Origin of the sequence: Bacteroides congonensis (assembly GCF_900130125.1) — a bacterium.
In the GTDB taxonomy this organism is placed as follows: Bacteria; Bacteroidota; Bacteroidia; order Bacteroidales; family Bacteroidaceae; genus Bacteroides; species Bacteroides congonensis.
Map to the genome: position 1 here is coordinate 657,841 of NZ_FQXY01000011.1, position 19,321 is coordinate 677,161.

Annotated in this window: 17 protein-coding genes and 1 pseudogene; 2 read left to right on the top strand and 16 right to left on the bottom strand. The window is 42.8% G+C overall.

Translation table 11 applies throughout. The annotated features are described in order from the left end of the window. Positions 1–50: 50 nt before the first annotated feature. The 3 genes from serS to rplU form a co-directional block, all read right to left on the bottom strand. A complete protein-coding gene (serS, locus tag BQ7997_RS19990) occupies positions 51–1,325 on the bottom strand; it encodes a serine--tRNA ligase (protein WP_073347785.1) in 1,275 nt (424 codons plus the stop codon). 174 nt (positions 1,326–1,499) lie between these two features. After that, positions 1,500–1,763 carry a 50S ribosomal protein L27 gene (gene rpmA / locus BQ7997_RS19995; RefSeq protein ID WP_044657263.1) on the bottom strand — a complete coding sequence of 88 codons (264 nt, stop codon included), beginning with the start codon at positions 1,761–1,763 and terminating at the stop codon, positions 1,500–1,502. A 22-nt stretch (positions 1,764–1,785) separates the two neighbouring features. Continuing rightward, positions 1,786–2,103, bottom strand: a complete 318-nt coding sequence (rplU, locus tag BQ7997_RS20000; RefSeq protein WP_044657262.1) for a 50S ribosomal protein L21 — start codon at positions 2,101–2,103, stop codon at positions 1,786–1,788. 909 nt (positions 2,104–3,012) lie between these two features. On the opposite strand from rplU, the gene BQ7997_RS20010 reads away from it, so the two are divergent. Next, positions 3,013–3,483, top strand: a complete 471-nt coding sequence (locus tag BQ7997_RS20010) for a hypothetical protein (RefSeq protein ID WP_073347787.1) — start codon at positions 3,013–3,015, stop codon at positions 3,481–3,483. A gap of 386 nt (positions 3,484–3,869) precedes the next feature. On the opposite strand, the gene BQ7997_RS20015 is transcribed toward BQ7997_RS20010, so the two are convergent. From BQ7997_RS20015 to BQ7997_RS20025, 3 genes and pseudogenes are all read right to left on the bottom strand, one after another. Beyond that, the gene (locus tag BQ7997_RS20015; RefSeq protein WP_022139901.1) at positions 3,870–4,280 is read right to left on the bottom strand and encodes a DUF5053 domain-containing protein; all 411 of its coding nucleotides are present in this window, start codon (positions 4,278–4,280) and stop codon (positions 3,870–3,872) included. A gap of 40 nt (positions 4,281–4,320) precedes the next feature. Beyond that, the gene (locus BQ7997_RS20020) at positions 4,321–4,503 is read right to left on the bottom strand and encodes a hypothetical protein (protein ID WP_022139900.1); all 183 of its coding nucleotides are present in this window, start codon (positions 4,501–4,503) and stop codon (positions 4,321–4,323) included. 136 nt (positions 4,504–4,639) lie between these two features. Then, a pseudogene (locus BQ7997_RS20025) lies at positions 4,640–4,936 on the bottom strand (HAD family hydrolase); the annotation flags it as partial. 108 nt (positions 4,937–5,044) lie between these two features. On the opposite strand from BQ7997_RS20025, the gene BQ7997_RS20030 reads away from it, so the two are divergent. Beyond that, on the top strand, positions 5,045–5,965 hold the full coding sequence (locus BQ7997_RS20030) for a hypothetical protein (protein ID WP_139260936.1): 921 nt from the start codon (positions 5,045–5,047) through the stop codon (positions 5,963–5,965). A 349-nt stretch (positions 5,966–6,314) separates the two neighbouring features. Here BQ7997_RS20030 and BQ7997_RS20040 read toward each other — a convergent pair whose 3' ends face one another. From BQ7997_RS20040 to BQ7997_RS20085, 10 genes are all read right to left on the bottom strand, one after another. Beyond that, on the bottom strand, positions 6,315–6,959 hold the full coding sequence (locus BQ7997_RS20040) for an HAD-IA family hydrolase (RefSeq protein ID WP_073347789.1): 645 nt from the start codon (positions 6,957–6,959) through the stop codon (positions 6,315–6,317). Positions 6,960–7,036: 77 nt separating this feature from the next. Beyond that, positions 7,037–7,921 carry a TraB/GumN family protein gene (locus tag BQ7997_RS20045; RefSeq protein WP_073347790.1) on the bottom strand — a complete coding sequence of 295 codons (885 nt, stop codon included), beginning with the start codon at positions 7,919–7,921 and terminating at the stop codon, positions 7,037–7,039. Between the two features lie 26 nt (positions 7,922–7,947). Continuing rightward, entirely contained in the window at positions 7,948–8,460 is a 513-nt protein-coding gene (locus BQ7997_RS20050) for a C40 family peptidase (RefSeq protein WP_073348474.1), read from the bottom strand. 74 nt (positions 8,461–8,534) lie between these two features. Next, the gene (locus tag BQ7997_RS20055) at positions 8,535–9,239 is read right to left on the bottom strand and encodes an ABC transporter ATP-binding protein (protein WP_022139893.1); all 705 of its coding nucleotides are present in this window, start codon (positions 9,237–9,239) and stop codon (positions 8,535–8,537) included. A gap of 35 nt (positions 9,240–9,274) precedes the next feature. Next, positions 9,275–10,768, bottom strand: coding sequence for a DUF5687 family protein (locus tag BQ7997_RS20060; protein WP_073347791.1), 1,494 nt, complete (start codon positions 10,766–10,768; stop codon positions 9,275–9,277). A gap of 22 nt (positions 10,769–10,790) precedes the next feature. After that, complete coding sequence (locus BQ7997_RS20065) at positions 10,791–13,628, bottom strand: M16 family metallopeptidase (protein WP_022139891.1); 2,838 nt, start codon at positions 13,626–13,628, stop codon at positions 10,791–10,793. Between the two features lie 81 nt (positions 13,629–13,709). Further along, positions 13,710–14,510 carry a 3-deoxy-8-phosphooctulonate synthase gene (gene kdsA / locus BQ7997_RS20070; protein WP_073347792.1) on the bottom strand — a complete coding sequence of 267 codons (801 nt, stop codon included), beginning with the start codon at positions 14,508–14,510 and terminating at the stop codon, positions 13,710–13,712. Positions 14,511–14,526: 16 nt separating this feature from the next. Beyond that, a complete protein-coding gene (locus BQ7997_RS20075) occupies positions 14,527–15,453 on the bottom strand; it encodes a diacylglycerol/lipid kinase family protein (protein WP_022139889.1) in 927 nt (308 codons plus the stop codon). A 57-nt stretch (positions 15,454–15,510) separates the two neighbouring features. Continuing rightward, complete coding sequence (gene miaA / locus BQ7997_RS20080) at positions 15,511–16,431, bottom strand: tRNA (adenosine(37)-N6)-dimethylallyltransferase MiaA (RefSeq protein WP_073347793.1); 921 nt, start codon at positions 16,429–16,431, stop codon at positions 15,511–15,513. A 120-nt stretch (positions 16,432–16,551) separates the two neighbouring features. Next, positions 16,552–19,206 carry a TonB-dependent receptor plug domain-containing protein gene (locus BQ7997_RS20085; protein ID WP_073347794.1) on the bottom strand — a complete coding sequence of 885 codons (2,655 nt, stop codon included), beginning with the start codon at positions 19,204–19,206 and terminating at the stop codon, positions 16,552–16,554. Positions 19,207–19,321: the final 115 nt, after the last annotated feature.

Genomic DNA, 19,321 nt, shown 5'->3' on the forward strand with positions numbered 1-19,321 from the left:
GATGCCTTTTTAATTCATCTGTGAAAATCCGTGTAATCTGTGGTGAAAGTTTAGTCTATGATGTCGAAACCGCAGTACGGAACCAATGCTTTCGGAATTCTGATGCCTTCCGGAGTCTGGTTGTTTTCAAGTAAAGCGGCAACGATACGCGGCAATGCCAGTGCCGAACCGTTCAATGTGTGGCAGAGTTCGGTTTTCTTGTCCGCATTGCGGTAACGGCATTTCAAGCGGTTCGCCTGATAAGTATCGAAATTGGAAACGGAACTTACTTCCAGCCAACGTTTCTGTGCTTCGGAATATACTTCGAAGTCAAAGCAGAGCGCAGCGGTAAAGCTCATGTCACCACCACAAAGGCGAAGAATACGATATGGAAGTTCCAGTTTCTGCAACAGTCCTTCTACGTGATTCAGCATTTCCTGATGAGACTGCTTAGAATGTTCCGGCTTGTCGATACGAACTAATTCTACTTTAGAAAATTCGTGCAGACGATTCAGCCCACGTACATCCTTACCATAAGAACCGGCTTCGCGACGGAAACATTGCGTGTATGCACAGTTCATAATCGGCAATTGTTTTTCTTCCAGGATTACATCACGATAGATGTTGGTAACAGGAACTTCTGCCGTAGGAATCAGATATAAATCATCCACTTCGCAATGGTACATTTGTCCTTCCTTGTCGGGAAGCTGTCCTGTTCCATAACCGGAAGCGGCGTTGACCACTGTCGGTGGCATGATTTCAGTATATCCTGACTTGCGCGCTTCGTCCAGGAAGAAATTGATAAGTGCACGTTGAAGTTGCGCGCCTTTACCTTTATATACGGGGAAACCTGCACCTGTGATTTTAACTCCCAGATCAAAGTCGATTAAGTCATATTTCTTGGCCAGTTCCCAATGAGGGAGTGCGTCTTTGGGAAGTTCGGTTTCCATGCCACCCATTTTTTCTACAACGTTATCTTCAGCGCCTACACCTTCGGGCACTTCATCATAAGGAACGTTAGGGATGGTATAGAGTATATTCTGCATATCAGTTGCAGCCTGTGTCATGACGGCATCCAGTTCCTTGTTGCCTTCTTTCAGTTCGGCAACACGTGCGCGTGCAGATTCAGCCTCTTCTTTCTTGCCTTCTTTCATGAATTGACCGATAGTGCGCGAAAGCGAGTTAACCTCTGCTAGGTTTTTATCTAATAGGTTTTGTGTGCTACGTCTCTTGTCGTTTAGAGCGATCACTTGATCGATTGTTTCTTTTGCATTCTTGAAATGCTTCTTTTCCAGTCCGCGGAGTACCGCCTCTGTGTTTTCTGTAATTTGTTTAATGGTAAGCATATCTATACTTTTTATGAACTTTCTTATTTAAGGCTACAAAGATAAAGAAAAAACGAATAATCGAGCAAGTATATGTGTATTATCTGATACAATGAAGTGAATTTGGTATAAAAAGAAAAGAGATGCAATCCTTTGGATTACATCTCCTTCTCTTAAATATTTTCGGTTGTGCAATTATGCTTCAGTTGCAGGAATGATAGAAACAGATCTTTTGTCTCCTTTGCCTACTTTGAAGTTAACTGTACCATCTACTAAAGCGAAAAGAGTGTGGTCTTTGCCCATTCCCATGTTTTCACCCGGGTGGAATTCAGTACCTCTTTGACGAACGATGATGTTACCTGCTTTGCAAGTTTCGCCACCAAATATCTTAACGCCTAATCTCTTACTTTGTGATTCGCGGCCGTTCTTAGAACTACCGACACCTTTCTTATGTGCCATTTCTTCTTACTTTTTAAAATGATTAAGCTACTACTTCTGTAATTGTTAATTCAGTAAACTGTTGACGGTGACCGTTCAGTTTTCTGTAACCTTTTCTTCTTTTCTTGTGGAAAACAAGAACTTTGTCGCCTTTAACCAAGTTTGATACAACCTGGCAAACAACTTTTGCGCCTTCTACAGTAGGAGCACCTACAGTTACGTTTCCGTCTTTGTCTACCAAAAGAACTTTTTCAAATTCTACTGTTGAACCGTTTTCTGCACCTTCAATGTGGTGAACGAACAATTTCTGACCAGCTTCTGCTTTAAACTGCTGACCGTTAATTTCTACAATTGCGTACATCTTATATATAATGTATAAGTTAGCTCCGGCGGGTGGTCTTTAATCACTTAAAGAGCTCTTTATCGAACCCGTTGCGGAATAATCGGGCACAAAAGTACTGTTTTTATTCAATCCAAACAAATGTTTTCGCTCTTTTTTTAATTGTTTTGGGATACTTCTCCCTCTTTCCCATAGTAAAAAATGCATTTTCTCTTTCAACCTATCACCTGATGTTACAAATCATTCATTTATAATGCTTTGCCTGGTGATAGGTTGTGTTTATAACCTATCACCGCATCTATCACCTATCACCCGTTTTTTTGCCATCGCGGAGATGCTTATGCCATTCCCCATGTTTCTATTGGCCGATTTACTATGGCTTTCTACTTCTGTCTGGCTAGGTGTCGAATGTTTCAAACGTTGGAACAAAGTGTTTCATGCCTTGAAACTGTTAGTTCCAAGTAATGAAACTTTTAGTTTCAAGGCTTTGAAACTCTAGTTTCAAGCGTTAGAAACTAAAGTTTCCAGATGGAGAAACAAGAGTTTCAAGTGTATGAAACTAAAGTTTCAAGCTGATGAAACTGGAGTTTCAGGGTAGGAAACTATAACTCAACTGTAGCCTTACGACTTTTCTTAGTACACGGGAGATTGATTGTCCTATAGCTAAGTCAAGAAAAAGGCAAAGTTTTATTCTTATACAATGTGATTGTTTTAAAAAAGATAGTATATTTGCAATACCTAACATTCTACCTCGCAAGCGGTGAACCTGCTTCAGATTCGGTAGCGGGCATTTTTATGCCTGCTGCTGTTTGATGATATGCGGTTTCGTCCCCCGTGGGGAGCATTAATGTGCCCCCAGCTTGCGAGAGTGTTAGGTAACGGGTCAGGCGGAACCGCTCTTTTTTTCTGCCTATTTAATACCTTATTATTATGGATACAGAACACACTATGTGTCCCGAAGTCACTCCGGCAGATACTGTCGTCGACCAATCTGCAGAATCTCTTTTGACGGATTCTATTTCAGCAGAAGAAATGACCGCTCTAAAGGCCTATTTTGAACGTTTTGCTCAAGAAGTGCTTTCCTCTTCCCGATGTAAACTTAACCCGGGAGATGATTTACCCCACTATCTTTTCCGTAAACTGGAAAAATCAAAAGCATTATTTTCCAGTTTGGAGCTTCCGTGGGAACGTTATATTCCGATACTTTATCAGGCTTTTTCGCTCTATTTCATTCATATGAACGAACCGAATACCCGCCTGAAAGCACTGAAACTTACTTCAGAACTGATGTCTGCCGTGGTTCTTCTATCACAATCCGGTCGGTTGATAAGCCAATTAACTACTTTTTGCCATGAAGAGTCCGGAATGTTGAAGAAGTGGATGGATGAAAATAAAAAGTAATCCATCTAATCTACTTTTTGGGTATTGCTATATCATTTATTGGATGTAAATAGGTCATTTATCAGCTATTAATACTTGACTTCTCAGCTATTACTAGTTGGGATGTCAAGTATTAATAGCTGAGATGATAACTGTTAACATCCTGTGAATCAAGCATTATTGTTTGGAGTTGCAGTCGGGAAGAGTCGGTGATGTATGAGAGTAACTTTTACCCTCATAGTTACCCTCATAGTTGCTCTCATAGCTGAAATGTCGATGAATAAAGGGATTCAGACGAACTATGAGAGTATGAGGGCAAAATCGCTATTAAACTTTTTCTGGTAGAATATGCTGAAGTGTTCATATCCTAAAATCAACGATAGTGGCAACGTCAAAAGAATGGACTATCAACCGATAGAAAGTGAACCTAATTTTTTACCTATGTCCTGTATTGCAGAATTTAATATGTCAAGTTCTGATTCTTTAAGACAGTAGATTTTGCCTCTTACGGGGCTTCCATTAATGCGTTGACTGAGCCATGATGCACTTTTTCCGAAATAGTTTTTTGCAATATATTTCAATGAAACTATCTCACTGATTTCTTTGACCTGTGCTTTAATTGATAACATGCGCTCAAGTTTTGCATCAACTATTTTAATTTCGTTTTCAATGCAGTCTAATTCACCATTCATATATTTAATAATGAATTCTCTTTCTTCAGGGCTATTATACTTAGCTCTAATTTCTCTAGCTTTCTTCAAACTGGCATCGTCTTTCAATGCACTCATTTCTTGCAATTCTTTCAATAGTTCTTCCATATGATTCCTAATTTATCCCTTTCTATGAGGGAGAATTTATTTAATATTTCTGTAACTGATCTCTCTTTTTTATTAATTCTGTAAGCTGTTCGAGCAGCTCGTCTGTTCTTGGATTGGGGTTAATACCTAAAATCTCGCATCTTTCTCTATATTGTTTAATGGCATACTTAATTCTAAAAATCTGGAAATTGATTTCCTCAAGTTCGCCTTTTGGGTTTTCCATCTTTCATGTTTTTAATGATACTCTTGTTCCTTTTTGACCTTACAAATATATGCATAAACTTTTCTTTATGCAAGTCGATGCATGAATTATTATTAATGTAATAACTCTTTTTAAAAGTTCTTATGTTAGAAATAAGCTAAACTAACTCTCCAAGATTTTTCATTATCATCCGATGCGGATACGCTTGAAGTTCTTCTGCGGTAGTCATCCCGTTGAGCACCGCTGCAAAATCCACTCCTGCATTCCGGGCAGTTTCCGCGTCTACGGTGCTGTCTCCGATATACAATGTCTCTTTTGGGCTACTTCCCAAATGTTCCAATGCAAACAGAACTCCTTTGGGCGAAGGCTTTGCGGCTTTTACATCTTCTCCGCCTACTATAATATCAAGGAAATCTTTTGGCAGATATTCTTCGAGGAAGCTCAATATGCGGAAATGACATTGCTTCCTTTGTATCATGTAAAAAAATATAAATAAGAGTTGCTGTATTGTGAGATTGAAAAAAAAATAGTATATTGTGAAATAATTTTTAAAATATTAGTTATGAGAATCATTTATTTTCTGGCGTTAGCTACAGTTGTTTTATCTTGTACGAACAAACAGGATGAAATGCCTTCATTCGAACCGCCGGTTCAGAATGAATTAGTGATTACTCTTCAACACTTTAATGACAGCATTATTTCTACAAAGCCAGTTACTAGAAGTAGATGGCTTCGTTTTTTGGCTGTTGCTACTGCTGATATTAGCGGAGGTTTTGAAATGGGAAAAATAGGCGCTACTCTTGGATCTAGTTTTCCGGGATATGGAACAGTTGTTGGAGGTGCAATAGGGGCTGCTATTGGTGCTGCTGGAGCTTCATATATGGCTGATTTAGCAACAAGAATCTCAATATCGTCATCAGATATTACAAGTTCTAAAGCATCAATACAGCAAGCATATTGTTATGTAAAAGAAAATAATTTAATTGACGAGTATTCTACGGAGACAATTGATATAATTTTACCGCCTGAGTATGAGACTTCAATAGAGGTAGGCATTGCACATAATGCAATTCTAAAAACTATGGCATCTCCACCGGGTGATGACAATTGGGGAACAACTCAAACTTTCACATCCGTAGAAAATGCTGTTTTGAATTCGGAAGATTATATTGAAAATTATGAAGCTGTCTTATCTAAGGTAATAAATCGTGATGCTGATAAACCTTCTTATGTCTCTGGAACTGGGGTGGATTCAGAGATTATGAATCTTTTTATTGAAGTCTTTCATCAATATTCTGAAGATATTGATGATGTGAACTTTATAGTTAATAAATATATTGAGAAAATAGAGGCTAGCGGTATTCTGACTGAATTAGAAAAGAAGAATGTATACGATGCTCTTACTGTTGCAGTGTTCAGTTTTTATCATTGGAGCAGTCTGGAGGAAGAAACAGAAAGTCAATATGAACAAGGAATCAATTAATAATTTTATTTCTTATTTGAATAAGGATAAAATATCCAATGTTGTGGGTTGGGGTTGGATGGTTGGTATGGCTTTTGCCATACTAGATGTATTTTGTTTACAATCTAGATTTAAACTATTTACAACTTATTTCTTCTATTATATAACTCCGATAGTTGCGATAATAATAATTGCACGGATGATTATATTGCTCCGGAAGTTTAAGAACATGGTATGAGCGGGATATGTTAATTAGGGATAATCTATAAAAATGTAAGGCAACTAATTAATTTTTAGTTAGTTGCCTTTTTGATATTCAATCATTCGTGTTTGCTGCAAAAATATGATTTGACATTCCAAATGAAAGTAATTAACGGGCTTGAACCAACTCTCCAAGATTTTTCATTATCATCCGATGCGGATACGCTTGAAATTCTTCTTCGGTAGTCATCCCGTTGAGCACCGCTGCAAAATCCACTCCTGCATTCCGGGCAGTTTCTGCATCTACAGTGCTGTCTCCGATATACAATGTCTCTTGTGGCGTACTTCCCAAATGTTCCAAAGCGAACCGTACCCCTTCTGGTGAAGGTTTCGCAGCTTTTACATCTTCTCCGCCTACTATAATATCAAGGAAATCTTTCGGAAGATATTCTTCGAGGAAGCTCAATATCCGAAAGCGATATTTGGTAGAGATGATTCCAATGCGGGCACCCCGTTGCTTCAACTCTTTCAGGGTAGATAACGTGTCGGGGAAGAGACGTGTGTTTACATTCATATGAACATCGGCTTCCTTTCTGTATTCCTGTCGGAAAGCTTCAAGCTGTGCCGGGTCGGTAACTCCGGTCAGGATACTGAAAGATTCTTCCAGTGTTTTGCCAATAGTGCGTTTGATGGCTTCATCGGTGACGGTTAAATACTGGTGGCGGGTGAGCACAATTCTGAAACACTTGACGATACCACGTGACGAATCGGCTAGTGTGTAGTCGAAATCGAATAAATAGGTTTTGTAATTCATTGGGGAAAACTTTTCCGCAAAAGTACTAAATACTTTTCTTATTTCGCAGGTTCTACTCTTATTTCGCAGGTCTACTTTTATTTCACAGGTTCTATCGTATATCCTTGCTTTTTTAGTAGGTTTAGCAATCCTTTCTCACCGGGAAGGTGCAGGGCGCCAACAGCGACAAAAGTCGGAGCAGCTTTCATGATAGCCGGTAGCTTTTCCGCCCAGGCCTTGTTGCGGTTATAAATTAGGGCATCTTCTTCACCGGGAGTTGGGTCGCATTGGTTGCCTTTGCGTTCTTCGCTGAGTCGAAGCATTTCATTCAAATCCTGTTTCATGTAGGCGTTGGTGAGTTTCTTCAGGTTTTCCACTTCAGAGTCGATGTTGTTAAGCGTACACATCAACAGTTGTGCCTGACGTTGTAGTGAATAGCCGTTGAACAGTAAGTCGAATTGAAACTCCGCGGTCTCCAGACCGTCTACTTTCTTACCGTTCTGCGTGGCTTGAGACTGGAAGAAGGTGTCGAGTTGTTCCTGTGGGTTGAATTTGCCGATATGTTTCACGTAAGCTACCACTACTACATTATTCAACAGGAAGGCAGGTTTTAGTTTTGGGGCTGCACTTAAATCTATCATCAGGTTCTCTTTACAGAATTTGTTGGCAGTTGCGAAGTCTTCGGGCGACAGGAGTGAAGATAGCGTGCTGTCATTGGCAATCATCATGGCCTGCTGCATCTTCTGCATGGTAGCCGGCGATTGCATTTCGGACATTTTTATCTCTCCATATACCTGTTGGGTTTCATTCAGTGCTTTTTTGAGTCCGGCAATGCTGTCCATGATGCTGAACGGAGCCAGGTGATGTGTACCTATGATATAAGATGGTTGTTCCATCCCGTTGCCGGATACTTTCCACAGAAGTTGCGCATTTGCGCTGAATGCCACGCAGATAAATATGACTGCTCCGATAAATGACTTCATAATGATATATTATTTAGAGTTGATGATTAACGTATTCTGCCACCGCATATCCAATGCCTGCTATAATAATCTTCGCCCAACCTGCTGACGATTACTCCCCGGCTCGTACTGGAATGGATGAACTTCCCGTTCTTCAGATAGATGCCTACATGGGCTACTTTCTTTTTGGAACGGTTGCTGCTGAAGAATACCAAATCACCTTCTTTGAGGTTACGCTTGGCTATTTTATTGCTTTTGTCTTTCAGTTCTTCCGAGTTTCGCGGCACTTGGATACGGTACACTTTCCGGTATATTTGATAGACCATGCCTGAACAGTCAGTTCCTCTTTTCGAGTCTCCGCCACCGCGATAAGGAGTGCCTATCCAGTCGGCTGCTTCCAGATAGAGTTTGTGGTTGTCCTCAAGATTAATATCTACGCCTAACAGGATAGAAGCCCGTGCCAATGCCTGGTAATCCAAACGAGGGGCGGACGTGCGGCAGGAACTAAGAATGGCGGTCAGTCCTACCAGTAAGAATATTAGTTTGAATTTTACTTTCATCATCTGTACTTAACTTATAAACAGCAAAAGTAACTCATAAATAGTCAATCGTAACTTGTAAATAGTAAATCCCCTTACTCTTCCACGTTGAAATAAGCTTCGAGCTCTTTCTCTGCTGAATTGTCCTCATTGATAATGTCACGGATGATAATCCCGTATTCCAACAAAGCAATTCGCGGACATACATCTACTGTATGATTCAGGTTATGACTGGAAATGATAACCGTTGCCTGGTGTTCTTCATTATACTTTTTGAGCAGATGCTTGATGATGGATTGCGAACTTGGGTCGAGGAAATTGAAAGGTTCGTCCAATATCAATAATTGCGGATAATGAAGCATGGCGGAGATGATGCCGATTTTTTGCTTGTTGCCCGCAGAGTAGTTGCGGATTAACTTCTTGTTTCCTATTACTTCCCCGTTCATGAAACGTTCGAAAGGAACGAGCCGTTCGTCCACTTCTTCTTTCTTCAATCCGTACATCTTTCCGATGAAATAGAAATATTCTTCCGGAGTGAGATAGTCTATCAGAAAACCATCGTCGATAAAAGCACCGGTAAAGGCTTTCCAGTCTTCACTTTGGCTTACGTCGATGTCGTTTATAACCACTTTTCCATCGTCCGCTTTCAGCAAGTCCAGCATCAACCGGAAGAGAGTCGTTTTACCTGCACCGTTGTTTCCTACCAATCCGAGCATATCGCCTTGATTGATTTCGTAGTGTTCTATGTCTACGGCAACCTTCTCACCGAAATTCTTTTTAAGTTTGTCAATGGTAATCATGATTTTCTATGTTTATATAGTTAATGCCCATGCGCCTATTGGCGGCTGTCTCTGAAACCTTCCATGTTTTCATACCGGCGTTTCATAAAGCGGCGATATACATTCTTTATCCATAAAGGAGACGTCAGGGTAAATCCAAGGCCGATAGCCAACAGGATAATATAAGTAACCGTTTCACCTAAAAGTGCATTTAATATACTGTACAAGATAAGCGGCACGCCGAAGGCTCCAAAGTTAACCAACATTTGTATGGCGCTGTTGGTTTGGCGGCTGGTCACTTTCTCGTTCAGCGTTACTGTCTGTTTATTGTAAACCGCCAGTTGGAAGAAACAGAAATAGATGAAGCCGATGGTATAGAAAAACCAGGCGAAAGCGCCTAGTAGCGTCAGCTTATTCATGACAATAGCGGGAATCATTAATATAAAAGGAATGATTTCGGCGATACTGTATGTGTAATATTTAGCTTTCAGCAGGCTCATTATAGATTCTTTGCGGGACATCAAGCCGTCAATGTAGTTCCCTTCGAACGACATAATCTGCGAAAGGATAATCATGCCGAACACGGCGAAGTTATAAACGCAGATAAAAGAAGTCATGAAATTTCCGTCGTAGACGCTGGAGAAACTAAGTGCGACGGAGAAGGCTACGACTACAATACCGACGCTGCGTAGCGAACCTTTGCATCGGCGGTTACGTAAAAGCATTTTCAGTTCCAGTCTCATGTATTCGCCAACTTCTCCGTAGCGTTCGAAGAATTTGTATTCGGATACATGTTTGATTTGACTGTCATCTACTTTTGCTAACTCTGCATAGATAAGCCCGGACATAATCTTGCGGTTAATCAGCCATAAAATGACGATGACAAGTATAGTGCCGAGGAAATAAAGGATATTTCCCTGGATATATCCGTCGCCCAAGTCCATAAAGAAATAGAAGAGCGGGCTATCTTTGGGAATAAAAAGAAGGCAGCCTATTCCACCGTAGAAAGCGATGGGCAATAGAAGCCACCAAATACGTTCGTTGATAAGTGTGCGGCACAATAGGTACCAGTAATTGTTAGCAAGAATCAGCAGCAAGATACCGATAAGGTAGGTGATGACACCGAAGACACCAAAGTACTTGGTAATGGTAATGAAGGAAAAAGGGACAAAGAGAAACAACCAGAACAGGTTGAACAGGCTAAGTCCGGAGCGGATAAGAAGGAAGTCGATGACACGGTTTCGTTTAACCGGCAGCAAGAGGTAAGGTTTTACCTCTTGCGTCGGTGTTTTTTGAAACGGAACACGCATCAGGAAGTCGAGTGCCAGGATGAATATCAGGACGACAGCGTTCATTACATGATATGGTTCCCGGTTGGGAACCATATCTGAAAATCCGAACGCGAACGTCGTACCGAAGAATATCAGGTAACCGGCCCAGAACGCGCCCATGACATAACCGAGTATTTTAGCTACTTTGTTCTTTTCATACATCGGATGCCGTTTGGCGGCGAGCCTTCCATGTTTGCGTAGTTCGTTGAGTATCATCATTCTGTTGATATGCTAGAGAATATTATTTGCTTTCTTCCGGCATAGTCATAACGACTTGGATTTCGTTGTTCTGTTTCAGCAGCTTGGCAAGGAAATCCTGAACTTCTTTTGCTGTGATGCTGTTGACCAACTTTTCATAGTCTTTCGTATTGTCGATGCCGGTGTAGAAGAATTCGTCCAGATTATTGAGCCAGTAGCCGTTTTCTTTCTGAGCATCCTTGTACTTCTTCAACATATATTCCTTAATCTTCTGCATGTGTTCGGCAGACGGGCCTTCTTTAGCCATCTTGTTCAACTGTTCTACAACAACGGCAGACAGTTTTTCTGTCTTGGCAGGGTCAGTCTGGAATACAATCTGAAGAACTAGTTCCTCTTTCGGATATTTGCTGAGGCTTCCGCTACAGTTCACGCCGTATGTGCCGCCTTCTTTTTCACGGATTTCCGCAGTGTAAACCATATCCAAAGCCTGGTCGAGGAAGCTGAGCAGGATGTTGTTGCGCAAGTCATATTTGCAAGTGCCGCTGTAAAGGAACATGATGGTAGCCATCGGAGTTTCCTGTTTCTTGGCAAATTCATTCTTATATTGTCCCTTGCGGATATCCATCTTGTTATCCTTGAAAGTCTCTTTACGGTTGATGGAAGGCAGGCTTCCCAAGTACTTGGCGATTGCCGGTTTCATGGATTCCAAATCTACATTTCCTACCAGGTAGAAAGTGAAGTCGCTTGCATCCTTGAAACGGTCTTTGTACATTTCAATGATACGGTCATAGTCGATTTGGTCTACCATGCTTTCTCTCATCTTGATGGCACGCGGGTGGTTACCGTATAAAGCACGTGTCACTGTATCGCTGAATGCTGTCATCGGGTTGGCGTCCGCATTCTGGAGTTGCGCTTTCAGGCGGTTCTTGTAAGATTCGAATGCTTCGTTGTCTTTGCGTGGAGAAGTGAATGTGAGGTAAGTGAGCTGCATCATTGTCTCGAAATCCTTCGGAGAGCAGCTACCGGAAATAGTCTCGGTCGTATTGCCGATACCTGAACCTACAGACGCACGTTTGCCGGCAAGAGCCTTGCCAAGGTCTACTTTGCTGAAGTTACCGATTCCACCTACCAGGGCTACGCCGTTCAACTGTGAAATATTGATGATTTCTTCGTTCGGGAATACGCTTGTACCACCGAAACTTACACCTTTCATCATTATCTGGTCTGCCTTGAAATCAGTCGGTTTCACATATACCGTCACACCGTTGGAAAGTACGAGTTTCGTACTGCCGTATATATCTCCGGCTTTTTCAGATACGATTTTTCCGCCTTTGATATCTTCGGAGATTAGCGGTTCGTTGGAAACCTTGTCTTCGTAGGGCTTCAAGTCGAAAGACTTCATCTCTTTCAGCAGGGCTGCGATTTCTTCCTTGGCAGGATATTTCACGCCTTCTTTTTCGGGGCCGGCAAGCAGAACCACTTGATTGTTGTCCGTGATAAGCTGTTGCATAAGTTTGTTGATTGCATCTACCGGAATGTTCGGAGCCATCTGATTGACAAGCATATATTCAAATTCGATGCCCGGAATCGGTTCTTTATCGAGGAAGTTGCTCACGTATTCGTCAACGTATGCACCGCTCTTTGTCTTTTCACGTTCGTTGTAAGCGGATTCTACGGCTTGCATATAGTTGGCGCGTGCACGTTCATATTCTGTAGCCGTGAATCCGAAGCGGCGTGCGCGTTCGGCTTCTTCCAGTACAGTCTTCATTGCTAGGTCGATACCGTCTATTTTGCTGCTTGCGCTCAGGCTGAATGCTTCTTTCGTTTTGGCAAGGAAGAATTCACCGTATCCTGCTCCTGCACTGGTGAAAGGCGGGTTGGCTGTCTGGGCAAGTTCATTCAGGCGGTTGTTCAGCATATTCATCGCCATGCTAAGCATATATTGGGTAGCGTAATAGGCGATGGTATTCTTCATGGAATCAGGAGTAGCGTCCTGTTTGAAGAAGATATTTACAGAAGGATTCTTCACTTCCTTGTCAGTTCCGATGTAGATAAGCGGTTCCTGATTGTCCGCTACCGGATAGTAGATACGTTCGGCAGGATTTACAGGAGCTTTCACGTCGGCGAAAACCTTTTTCAGTTTCGCTTCGATCTCGTCTACGTTGATGTCGCCGACGATGATAATTCCCTGTAAGTCTGTGCGGTACCATTTCGCGTAGTAATCGCGGATATCCTGATAAGGGAAGTTGTTGATAACGTCTATGCTTCCGATAGGCATACAGTCAGCGTATTTGGAATCGGGGTACAAGGTGGGCTGCGCGTCTGTCATGATGCGGAGCATACCGCTGTTGCGGCTTCTCCATTCTTCACGGATGACACCACGTTCTTTGTCGATTTCCTTGTCGGCAAGGTTGATGGCATTAGACCAGTCGTGCAGGATAAGCAGGCAGGAGTCAATGACATTGACATTCTCTGTCGGCACATTGCTGATGTTATATACAGTCTGCTCGACACCGGTGTATGCGTTCAGGTTTGTTCCGAACTTGATACCTTTGGTTTCGCACCAGGGCACGATACCCAGTCCGGTTTCGTCACCCGGGAAATGTTTGGTTCCGTTGAAAGCCATGTGCTCCAGGAAGTGAGCCAGACCGCGTTGTTGCGGTTCTTCGAGAATAGAACCTACTTTCTGGGCGATGTAGAATTCTACCCGTTTCTCGGGGAGTGCGTTGTGCCGGATGTAATAAGTAAGTCCGTTGTCCAACTTGCCGATACGGACATTCTTGTCCACGGGCAGTTGTTGCATGGGTTGTGCAAGTACGGGCTGAAAATTGCAGCATATAATAAGGACTGCAATGAATAATCCACGTAATAAATGTTTCATGTTCTATTTAATTTAAATAAATGTTTCTGAGTAATTTGTCGTTGTATTAGGTTACAAATCACAAATAGACAGGAAAAAACGTTATTTTATAGCTTCACGTATGCGTACCAACTTGGTAAGCAGGTCTTCCAACAAGTCTAATTTGAGCATATTGGCACCATCGCTCTTGGCTACGGCAGGATTTTCATGTGTCTCGATGAAGATTCCGTCAACGCCTACGGCTACACCTGCCTTGGCGACGGTTTCTATTAGTTGAGGCATTCCGCCGGTCACTCCGCTGGTTTGGTTGGGCTGTTGCAATGAATGGGTGACATCCAGAATGACGGGGTAACCGAATGTCTGCATTTCGGGGATGCCGCGATAGTCGACTACTAAATCCTGATAACCGAAAGTTGTTCCGCGTTCGGTCAGCATGACGTTCTTATTTCCGGCTTCCACCACTTTATCGGCGGCAAACTGCATAGCCAACGGGGAGAGGAATTGTCCTTTCTTGATGTTAATCGTCTTTCCGGTCTTGGCGGCTGCAACCAGCAAATCTGTCTGGCGGCAAAGGAAAGCCGGAATCTGAAGGATATCCACATATTCGGCTGCCATTTCAGCTTCTTCCGCGCTGTGAATGTCTGTCACGGTAGGGACTCCGAAGGTATCGCGTACCTTTTGCAGTACTTTCAGCGCTTTCTCGTCACCGATACCTGTAAACGAATCCAGACGCGAACGGTTTGCTTTGCGGTAAGATCCTTTGAATACATAAGAAATCTGCAATGCTTCGGTGATTTTTACCACTCGTTCGGCAATACGCATTGCCATCTCTTCGCCTTCTATTACACATGGGCCGGCCAACAGAAAGAAGTTGCCGGCAGGATTGTTTTTAAGTTCTATCATTTTCTTACTATTATTATCAGTTTGGAATAATAAGTGTTGTCTTTTCAGGAAGTATGCCCACTTCCAAGGGGAAATGCTTCGGCAATATGCGTCCGTCCAAATCCACAGAAGCATTTTGTGCCCGAAGTACTTTCACTTTCTTCGTCCGGTAGCTTTTCACTACTTTATGGTTCAGGATTCTTCCCTGAATCAGCATCCACAGACCGGAGATGATTTGAAGAAATTCAGGACGGTAGATTACGGAAACATCCAGCCATCCGTTATAAGGAACGGCACTCGGAGTCTGTCCCCAGCCCCAAGCACTGCCCACGCATACCGTCATGATACGTCCGCGGATATGTTCGTCGTTGATTCGCAAGTGCATCCTGTATAGTTTCCGTTCAAATATCAGTGAGAACAGGGCGGCGACATACGACAGGAATTTCACTCCCCAGAAACGTTTCGTCTGGTCAGTGATTTTCACGATTCGCGCACCCAGTCCGATATTGACGGCATTGAGGAAGTAACGGCGCTGATGCTCTTTTCCATCATAGAAATTGCAGTATCCTACGTCTATTTTCTTCAACCGGTGATTGATAATGCAGTCTACCGCAGGTTTATATTCAGTACTGAGTCCCCAATACCTGGCGAAGTCGTTTCCGATACCGTTCGGGATAAAACCGAGAGCGATATCATTTTTGTCTTCGGCATCGGATAGCATAATACCGTTGATGGCATCGTTCAAAGCCCCATCACCGCCCACAACGACAATCGTTCGATAGCCATTGTTCGCTAAAATCTTGGCAAGACGTTCTACTGAACCGAAACCCTCGGATTGCACATAGTCATAGTCAACACCTTTGCTGTCCATGTACTCCTTGATTTCTTTCCAGCGCTTCTTTACCTTTCGGGTACCGGCTTTCGGGTTATAAATCACACCCCATTTCTTCGGTTCTACACTCATATCCGTATTTCTATCCTACTGTATTAAAAATCTCATTATAAACAACTGCCAAAGATACTAATTCCCTTCCAGTTTTTCTTTTACAAAGGCTATCTTTTCTTCCATCGGCAGTCCGGCACTCACCCAATGGATGGTAAATCCTCTTCTTTCCATACCGCGAAACCACGTCATCTGCCGTTTGGCAAACTGATGGATGGCTATTTCCAAACCGCTGAACATCTCTTCATAAGTCAGTTTGCCTATGACATAGAGAGTCAGGTATTTGTATTCCAGCCCATAGTATATCAAATCATCCGGCGCGATACCTTGTTCAATCAACCGCCGTACTTCATCCACCATGCCTTCATCCAGGCGTTGCTTCAGCCGTCGGGTTATCTTTTCACGACGCAGCTCCCGGTCGATATCTACACCGATAATAAGGCTGTTCAACTCTGGAAATTCCCGTTCGGGCACCGGATGGACGGCATAATATTCCTCAATCTCTATGGCACGGATAGCCCGTTTCACAGTATCTACGTCAGTAGAGTTGTGTAAGGCTTTATATTGACTTAATATTTCCGTCAATTCTTCAAGCGAATGATTCGCCAAACGAGCCCGTAATTCCGGATTCTCCGGTACAGGCATGAGCTTGTATCCTTTCAGTACGGATTCAATATACATGCCTGTCCCTCCACATAAAACGGGGAGACAACCTTTTTGTTTGATTGATTCGTAAGAAATCAGGAAATCGCGTTGATATTCAAATACATTGTATTTATATCCGGGCTCGGCAATATCAATCAGGTGATAGGGGATAGCACGTCCGTTTACCGTATAGTCGGCGAGGTCTTTTCCTGTGCCAAGGTCCATTCCCCTGTATATCTGACGGGAATCGGCACTGATAATTTCCGTGTTGAGTTCATAGGCCAAAGCAGCGGCAAAAGGTGTTTTACCCGAGGCTGTAGGTCCGAGTATGGCGATTAAATCATAGTCCGGCATAGCTTCATTCTTTTATATCCGCAAAAATACGAAATATTTTTTACCCGCTTGACATTCAAATGCTTTTTTATCAAGATTAGAGGGCTGGAAATTTGCAGAACTATGTTATATTTTAAACAGCTATTTGTTTATCGTCTGTACTATCCGGCATGCCTTGCCGTTCTTATCTACCCCCTCTATGGTTATATCTTCCGGTGCAGTGCTGTCCGGAGTATAATATTCGATGGTTGCTTTTCCTTCTGCGTTTAGTTGTAGTGACGGATTCCAATAGATAGTGCTTCGTAAGTCCGTGCGCTGTGCGTCCTTCTTTTCGGGAGTATCGTAAGCAGGTGCATAGAATTCAACCGAATCACTGTATCCCAGTGGCGTGCACGTAATGATACCTTGTGCGGGTTTTGCGGGAAGGTCTTTTCCATCTTTTAATGTAATGACGATGGCACCGGCCGAACCGCGCGAACCTAATATTGCCGCATCTGCCCCGCGAAGAAGGCTCAAACTTGACATATCGCTGGTTTGTATCATAGTCAATATATCGTTGTCGTCTTCATAGACAACATCGTCAATGACAATGACAGGTTGTTCGGGGTTATTGCGGATGTGAATCTCGTTTCCGTTGGTCACGCTGACTCCCGGCAGTCTGCTGACTGCATCGAAAGCTGTCTGTGCCCCGTAGTTTTCGAGTTTGTCTCCCTCGATAGTGTAGGTGTTGATTCCACCGGTATAAATACTTTCCGAACGGGGCTTGGCGCGATTTCCTGTGATAAGCACTTCTTTCAGATTATACACTCTCATTCCGCCTTCCATATAATACTGGTCGCGGGTGTTGAGTAAATAGTCTTCCATAAAGGTTGCCGTTCCGTCACGGAAAGGGGATTTATGCGAGGTCACAGGATATTGGGGAGTGTCGATTTCTATATCTACTCCGGCAAATCCTCTTTTCGTACGTGCCTGAACAAGGAAAGTTGTACTGTCTCTGAAAGATGTGTTCACGATGAATTCTCCTTTCTCGTCCGTAGTAGTGGTGGCAATGATATTCTGCTTGGGAGCTAACACGCAGATAGGCCCTTTCTTTACATTACTTCCGAAGAAACCTTTGATTCGTCCGCTGATGGTTTGTCCCTTTTCCATATAATTGGTGAGATTCAGTGAAGGGGCGGCCAGTACGTTATTGATGTGATGTCTGCGCCATCCGTGAGTCATCATCAGGAAGTCAAGTGTTCGTAGTGTTCTGGGGTCTTGATGAAGAAAATAATGTCCGGGGTCTTCTATATATCCTTTCAAATCGGAAGTCAGCAGCAGATTTGATATGATATTATCTGCGAGAGAATCCGGTTGGATGCTTCTCCTGTCGGTGATGCTGATGGAGAAATTGCCTTCTATGGGGTTACCGTTAGTATCTTTTGCTGAAATTTGCAGGGATACTTTTTCTCTTTTCCCGTATGTCGGTTTATCGGGTTGGATTTGCCATTGATGGGGATTCCGGTCGGGCACAAAGACCAAGCGTTCGCTGAGTGCGTTTCCTTGTTGGTCGATGAGCATAAAATGGGTAATGCCTGCGGTGAACAAGCTGTCATTCATTTTTCCGAAAGTCCTGCCGGTATTGATTGGTTGGAGAATTGCCAGTTTCCCACGGGTATGTGCGAGCAAAAATAATTTTTGCGGCCATTCGGTAGTCTCCGTTTTCTGAATTTCATAGCGTATTTCCTTCTTGTAATGTGACATGGAAAGCCCGATTCCTCTTTGTTCTACAGCAGGCAGGTCAAACCGCTTGCTGATGCCGTCATTGGTTTTGGCCATCACATAGTAGGAATTTCCGCTGATTGGATTTAAGGTGAAAACTCCCATACCGTCGTGTTCTGAACGGAAAGCGGTTAACGTGTCTCCTTTGGCGTCGAACAGGAATCCTTCTATTTCTTTCGAGAATCCGTCTGTCCCCTGAGCTTTGAAAGCTATGTTTTGATGGGCGACAGCCAATAAGGCACCACCTTCCGGGAAGAATTGGACGTTGAAGTCTTTGTTGAATGAAGGCAGATAAAAGGTTTTCTTATATATATACTGCGGATCGTCGAATTCGACCTCGATATGGCGCGTTGCTGTGGGCTTTAAGTCCGGTAAGGAGATGGAAATCAGTCCGTTTTCGTCTGTCTTTCTTTTGCCTTTGTCTTTTACTTTGCCATTCTCGATGTAACGGTAGCGGACGGTCGTATTTTTGAAGGCTTCTTGTGTATTGCTTGTGAATTTTACTTTTGAGGTATAATGCGTTTCGTCTTCCTGTTGGTATTCAATGTTTGAAATGATGGTATTATCAATGGAATTACCGATTTTCAGGTTATGTGAATAAAAGAATTCCGGTTCCTGGTTGAGCATCCAGTTGCTGTATGCCCGCAGATAATAATCACCGGCAGGAAGGGTGGGCGGGAGAGTAAAGGCATTGTGAAAGCCTAAGGAATCTCTGCGAATCTTTTTCCGTTCTACGATAGAGTCGGAACGGTTGATGAGTTCTGTAATGATGAAATTACTCTGTGTGTTATCCTGGTGCGTGACCGCATTTACCAAATATCCTTTGAACCATAGTTTTTCTCCGGCTCCATAGTATGGCTTGTCCAGGTGCAGGTACAACTTTTCCTGAGGTACATTTTTCAGGAGATTGAAATACGCGATGATGGTATCCTGCATATTTTGCGCGGATGCAGATAACGAAAACAGGCTTGAAAGTATTCCGGCAAAGAAAACCCTCAAACCTTTATCTATAAGGAACGTAGTTTTACTTTTCATATCATATATTGCCTTTGTGAAAACTGCGTAAAAGTACCACTTATTTCGAGAATGCAAAAAGGATTTATCGAAACAATACTGAATGTGTATGATATTACAAACTTTTGCAATATTA

Bases quoted from the DNA above. Each gene is read 5' to 3' on its own strand.
- kdsA (WP_073347792.1), bottom strand. From the start codon at position 14,510: ATGATAGAACTTAAAAACAATCCTGCCGGCAACTTCTTTCTGTTGGCC.
- BQ7997_RS20050 (WP_073348474.1), bottom strand. From the start codon at position 8,460: ATGAAAGTAAAATTCAAACTAATATTCTTACTGGTAGGACTGACCGCC.
- BQ7997_RS20055 (WP_022139893.1), bottom strand. From the start codon at position 9,239: ATGATTACCATTGACAAACTTAAAAAGAATTTCGGTGAGAAGGTTGCC.
- BQ7997_RS20065 (WP_022139891.1), bottom strand. From the start codon at position 13,628: ATGAAACATTTATTACGTGGATTATTCATTGCAGTCCTTATTATATGC.
- BQ7997_RS20045 (WP_073347790.1), bottom strand. From the start codon at position 7,921: ATGAAGTCATTTATCGGAGCAGTCATATTTATCTGCGTGGCATTCAGC.
- serS (WP_073347785.1), bottom strand. From the start codon at position 1,325: ATGCTTACCATTAAACAAATTACAGAAAACACAGAGGCGGTACTCCGC.
- BQ7997_RS20030 (WP_139260936.1), top strand. From the start codon at position 5,045: ATGAGAATCATTTATTTTCTGGCGTTAGCTACAGTTGTTTTATCTTGT.
- BQ7997_RS20010 (WP_073347787.1), top strand. From the start codon at position 3,013: ATGGATACAGAACACACTATGTGTCCCGAAGTCACTCCGGCAGATACT.
- BQ7997_RS20075 (WP_022139889.1), bottom strand. From the start codon at position 15,453: ATGAGTGTAGAACCGAAGAAATGGGGTGTGATTTATAACCCGAAAGCC.
- BQ7997_RS20015 (WP_022139901.1), bottom strand. From the start codon at position 4,280: ATGGAAGAACTATTGAAAGAATTGCAAGAAATGAGTGCATTGAAAGAC.
- BQ7997_RS20020 (WP_022139900.1), bottom strand. From the start codon at position 4,503: ATGGAAAACCCAAAAGGCGAACTTGAGGAAATCAATTTCCAGATTTTT.
- BQ7997_RS20060 (WP_073347791.1), bottom strand. From the start codon at position 10,768: ATGATGATACTCAACGAACTACGCAAACATGGAAGGCTCGCCGCCAAA.
- rplU (WP_044657262.1), bottom strand. From the start codon at position 2,103: ATGTACGCAATTGTAGAAATTAACGGTCAGCAGTTTAAAGCAGAAGCT.
- BQ7997_RS20040 (WP_073347789.1), bottom strand. From the start codon at position 6,959: ATGAATTACAAAACCTATTTATTCGATTTCGACTACACACTAGCCGAT.
- BQ7997_RS20085 (WP_073347794.1), bottom strand. From the start codon at position 19,206: ATGAAAAGTAAAACTACGTTCCTTATAGATAAAGGTTTGAGGGTTTTC.
- miaA (WP_073347793.1), bottom strand. From the start codon at position 16,431: ATGCCGGACTATGATTTAATCGCCATACTCGGACCTACAGCCTCGGGT.
- rpmA (WP_044657263.1), bottom strand. From the start codon at position 1,763: ATGGCACATAAGAAAGGTGTCGGTAGTTCTAAGAACGGCCGCGAATCA.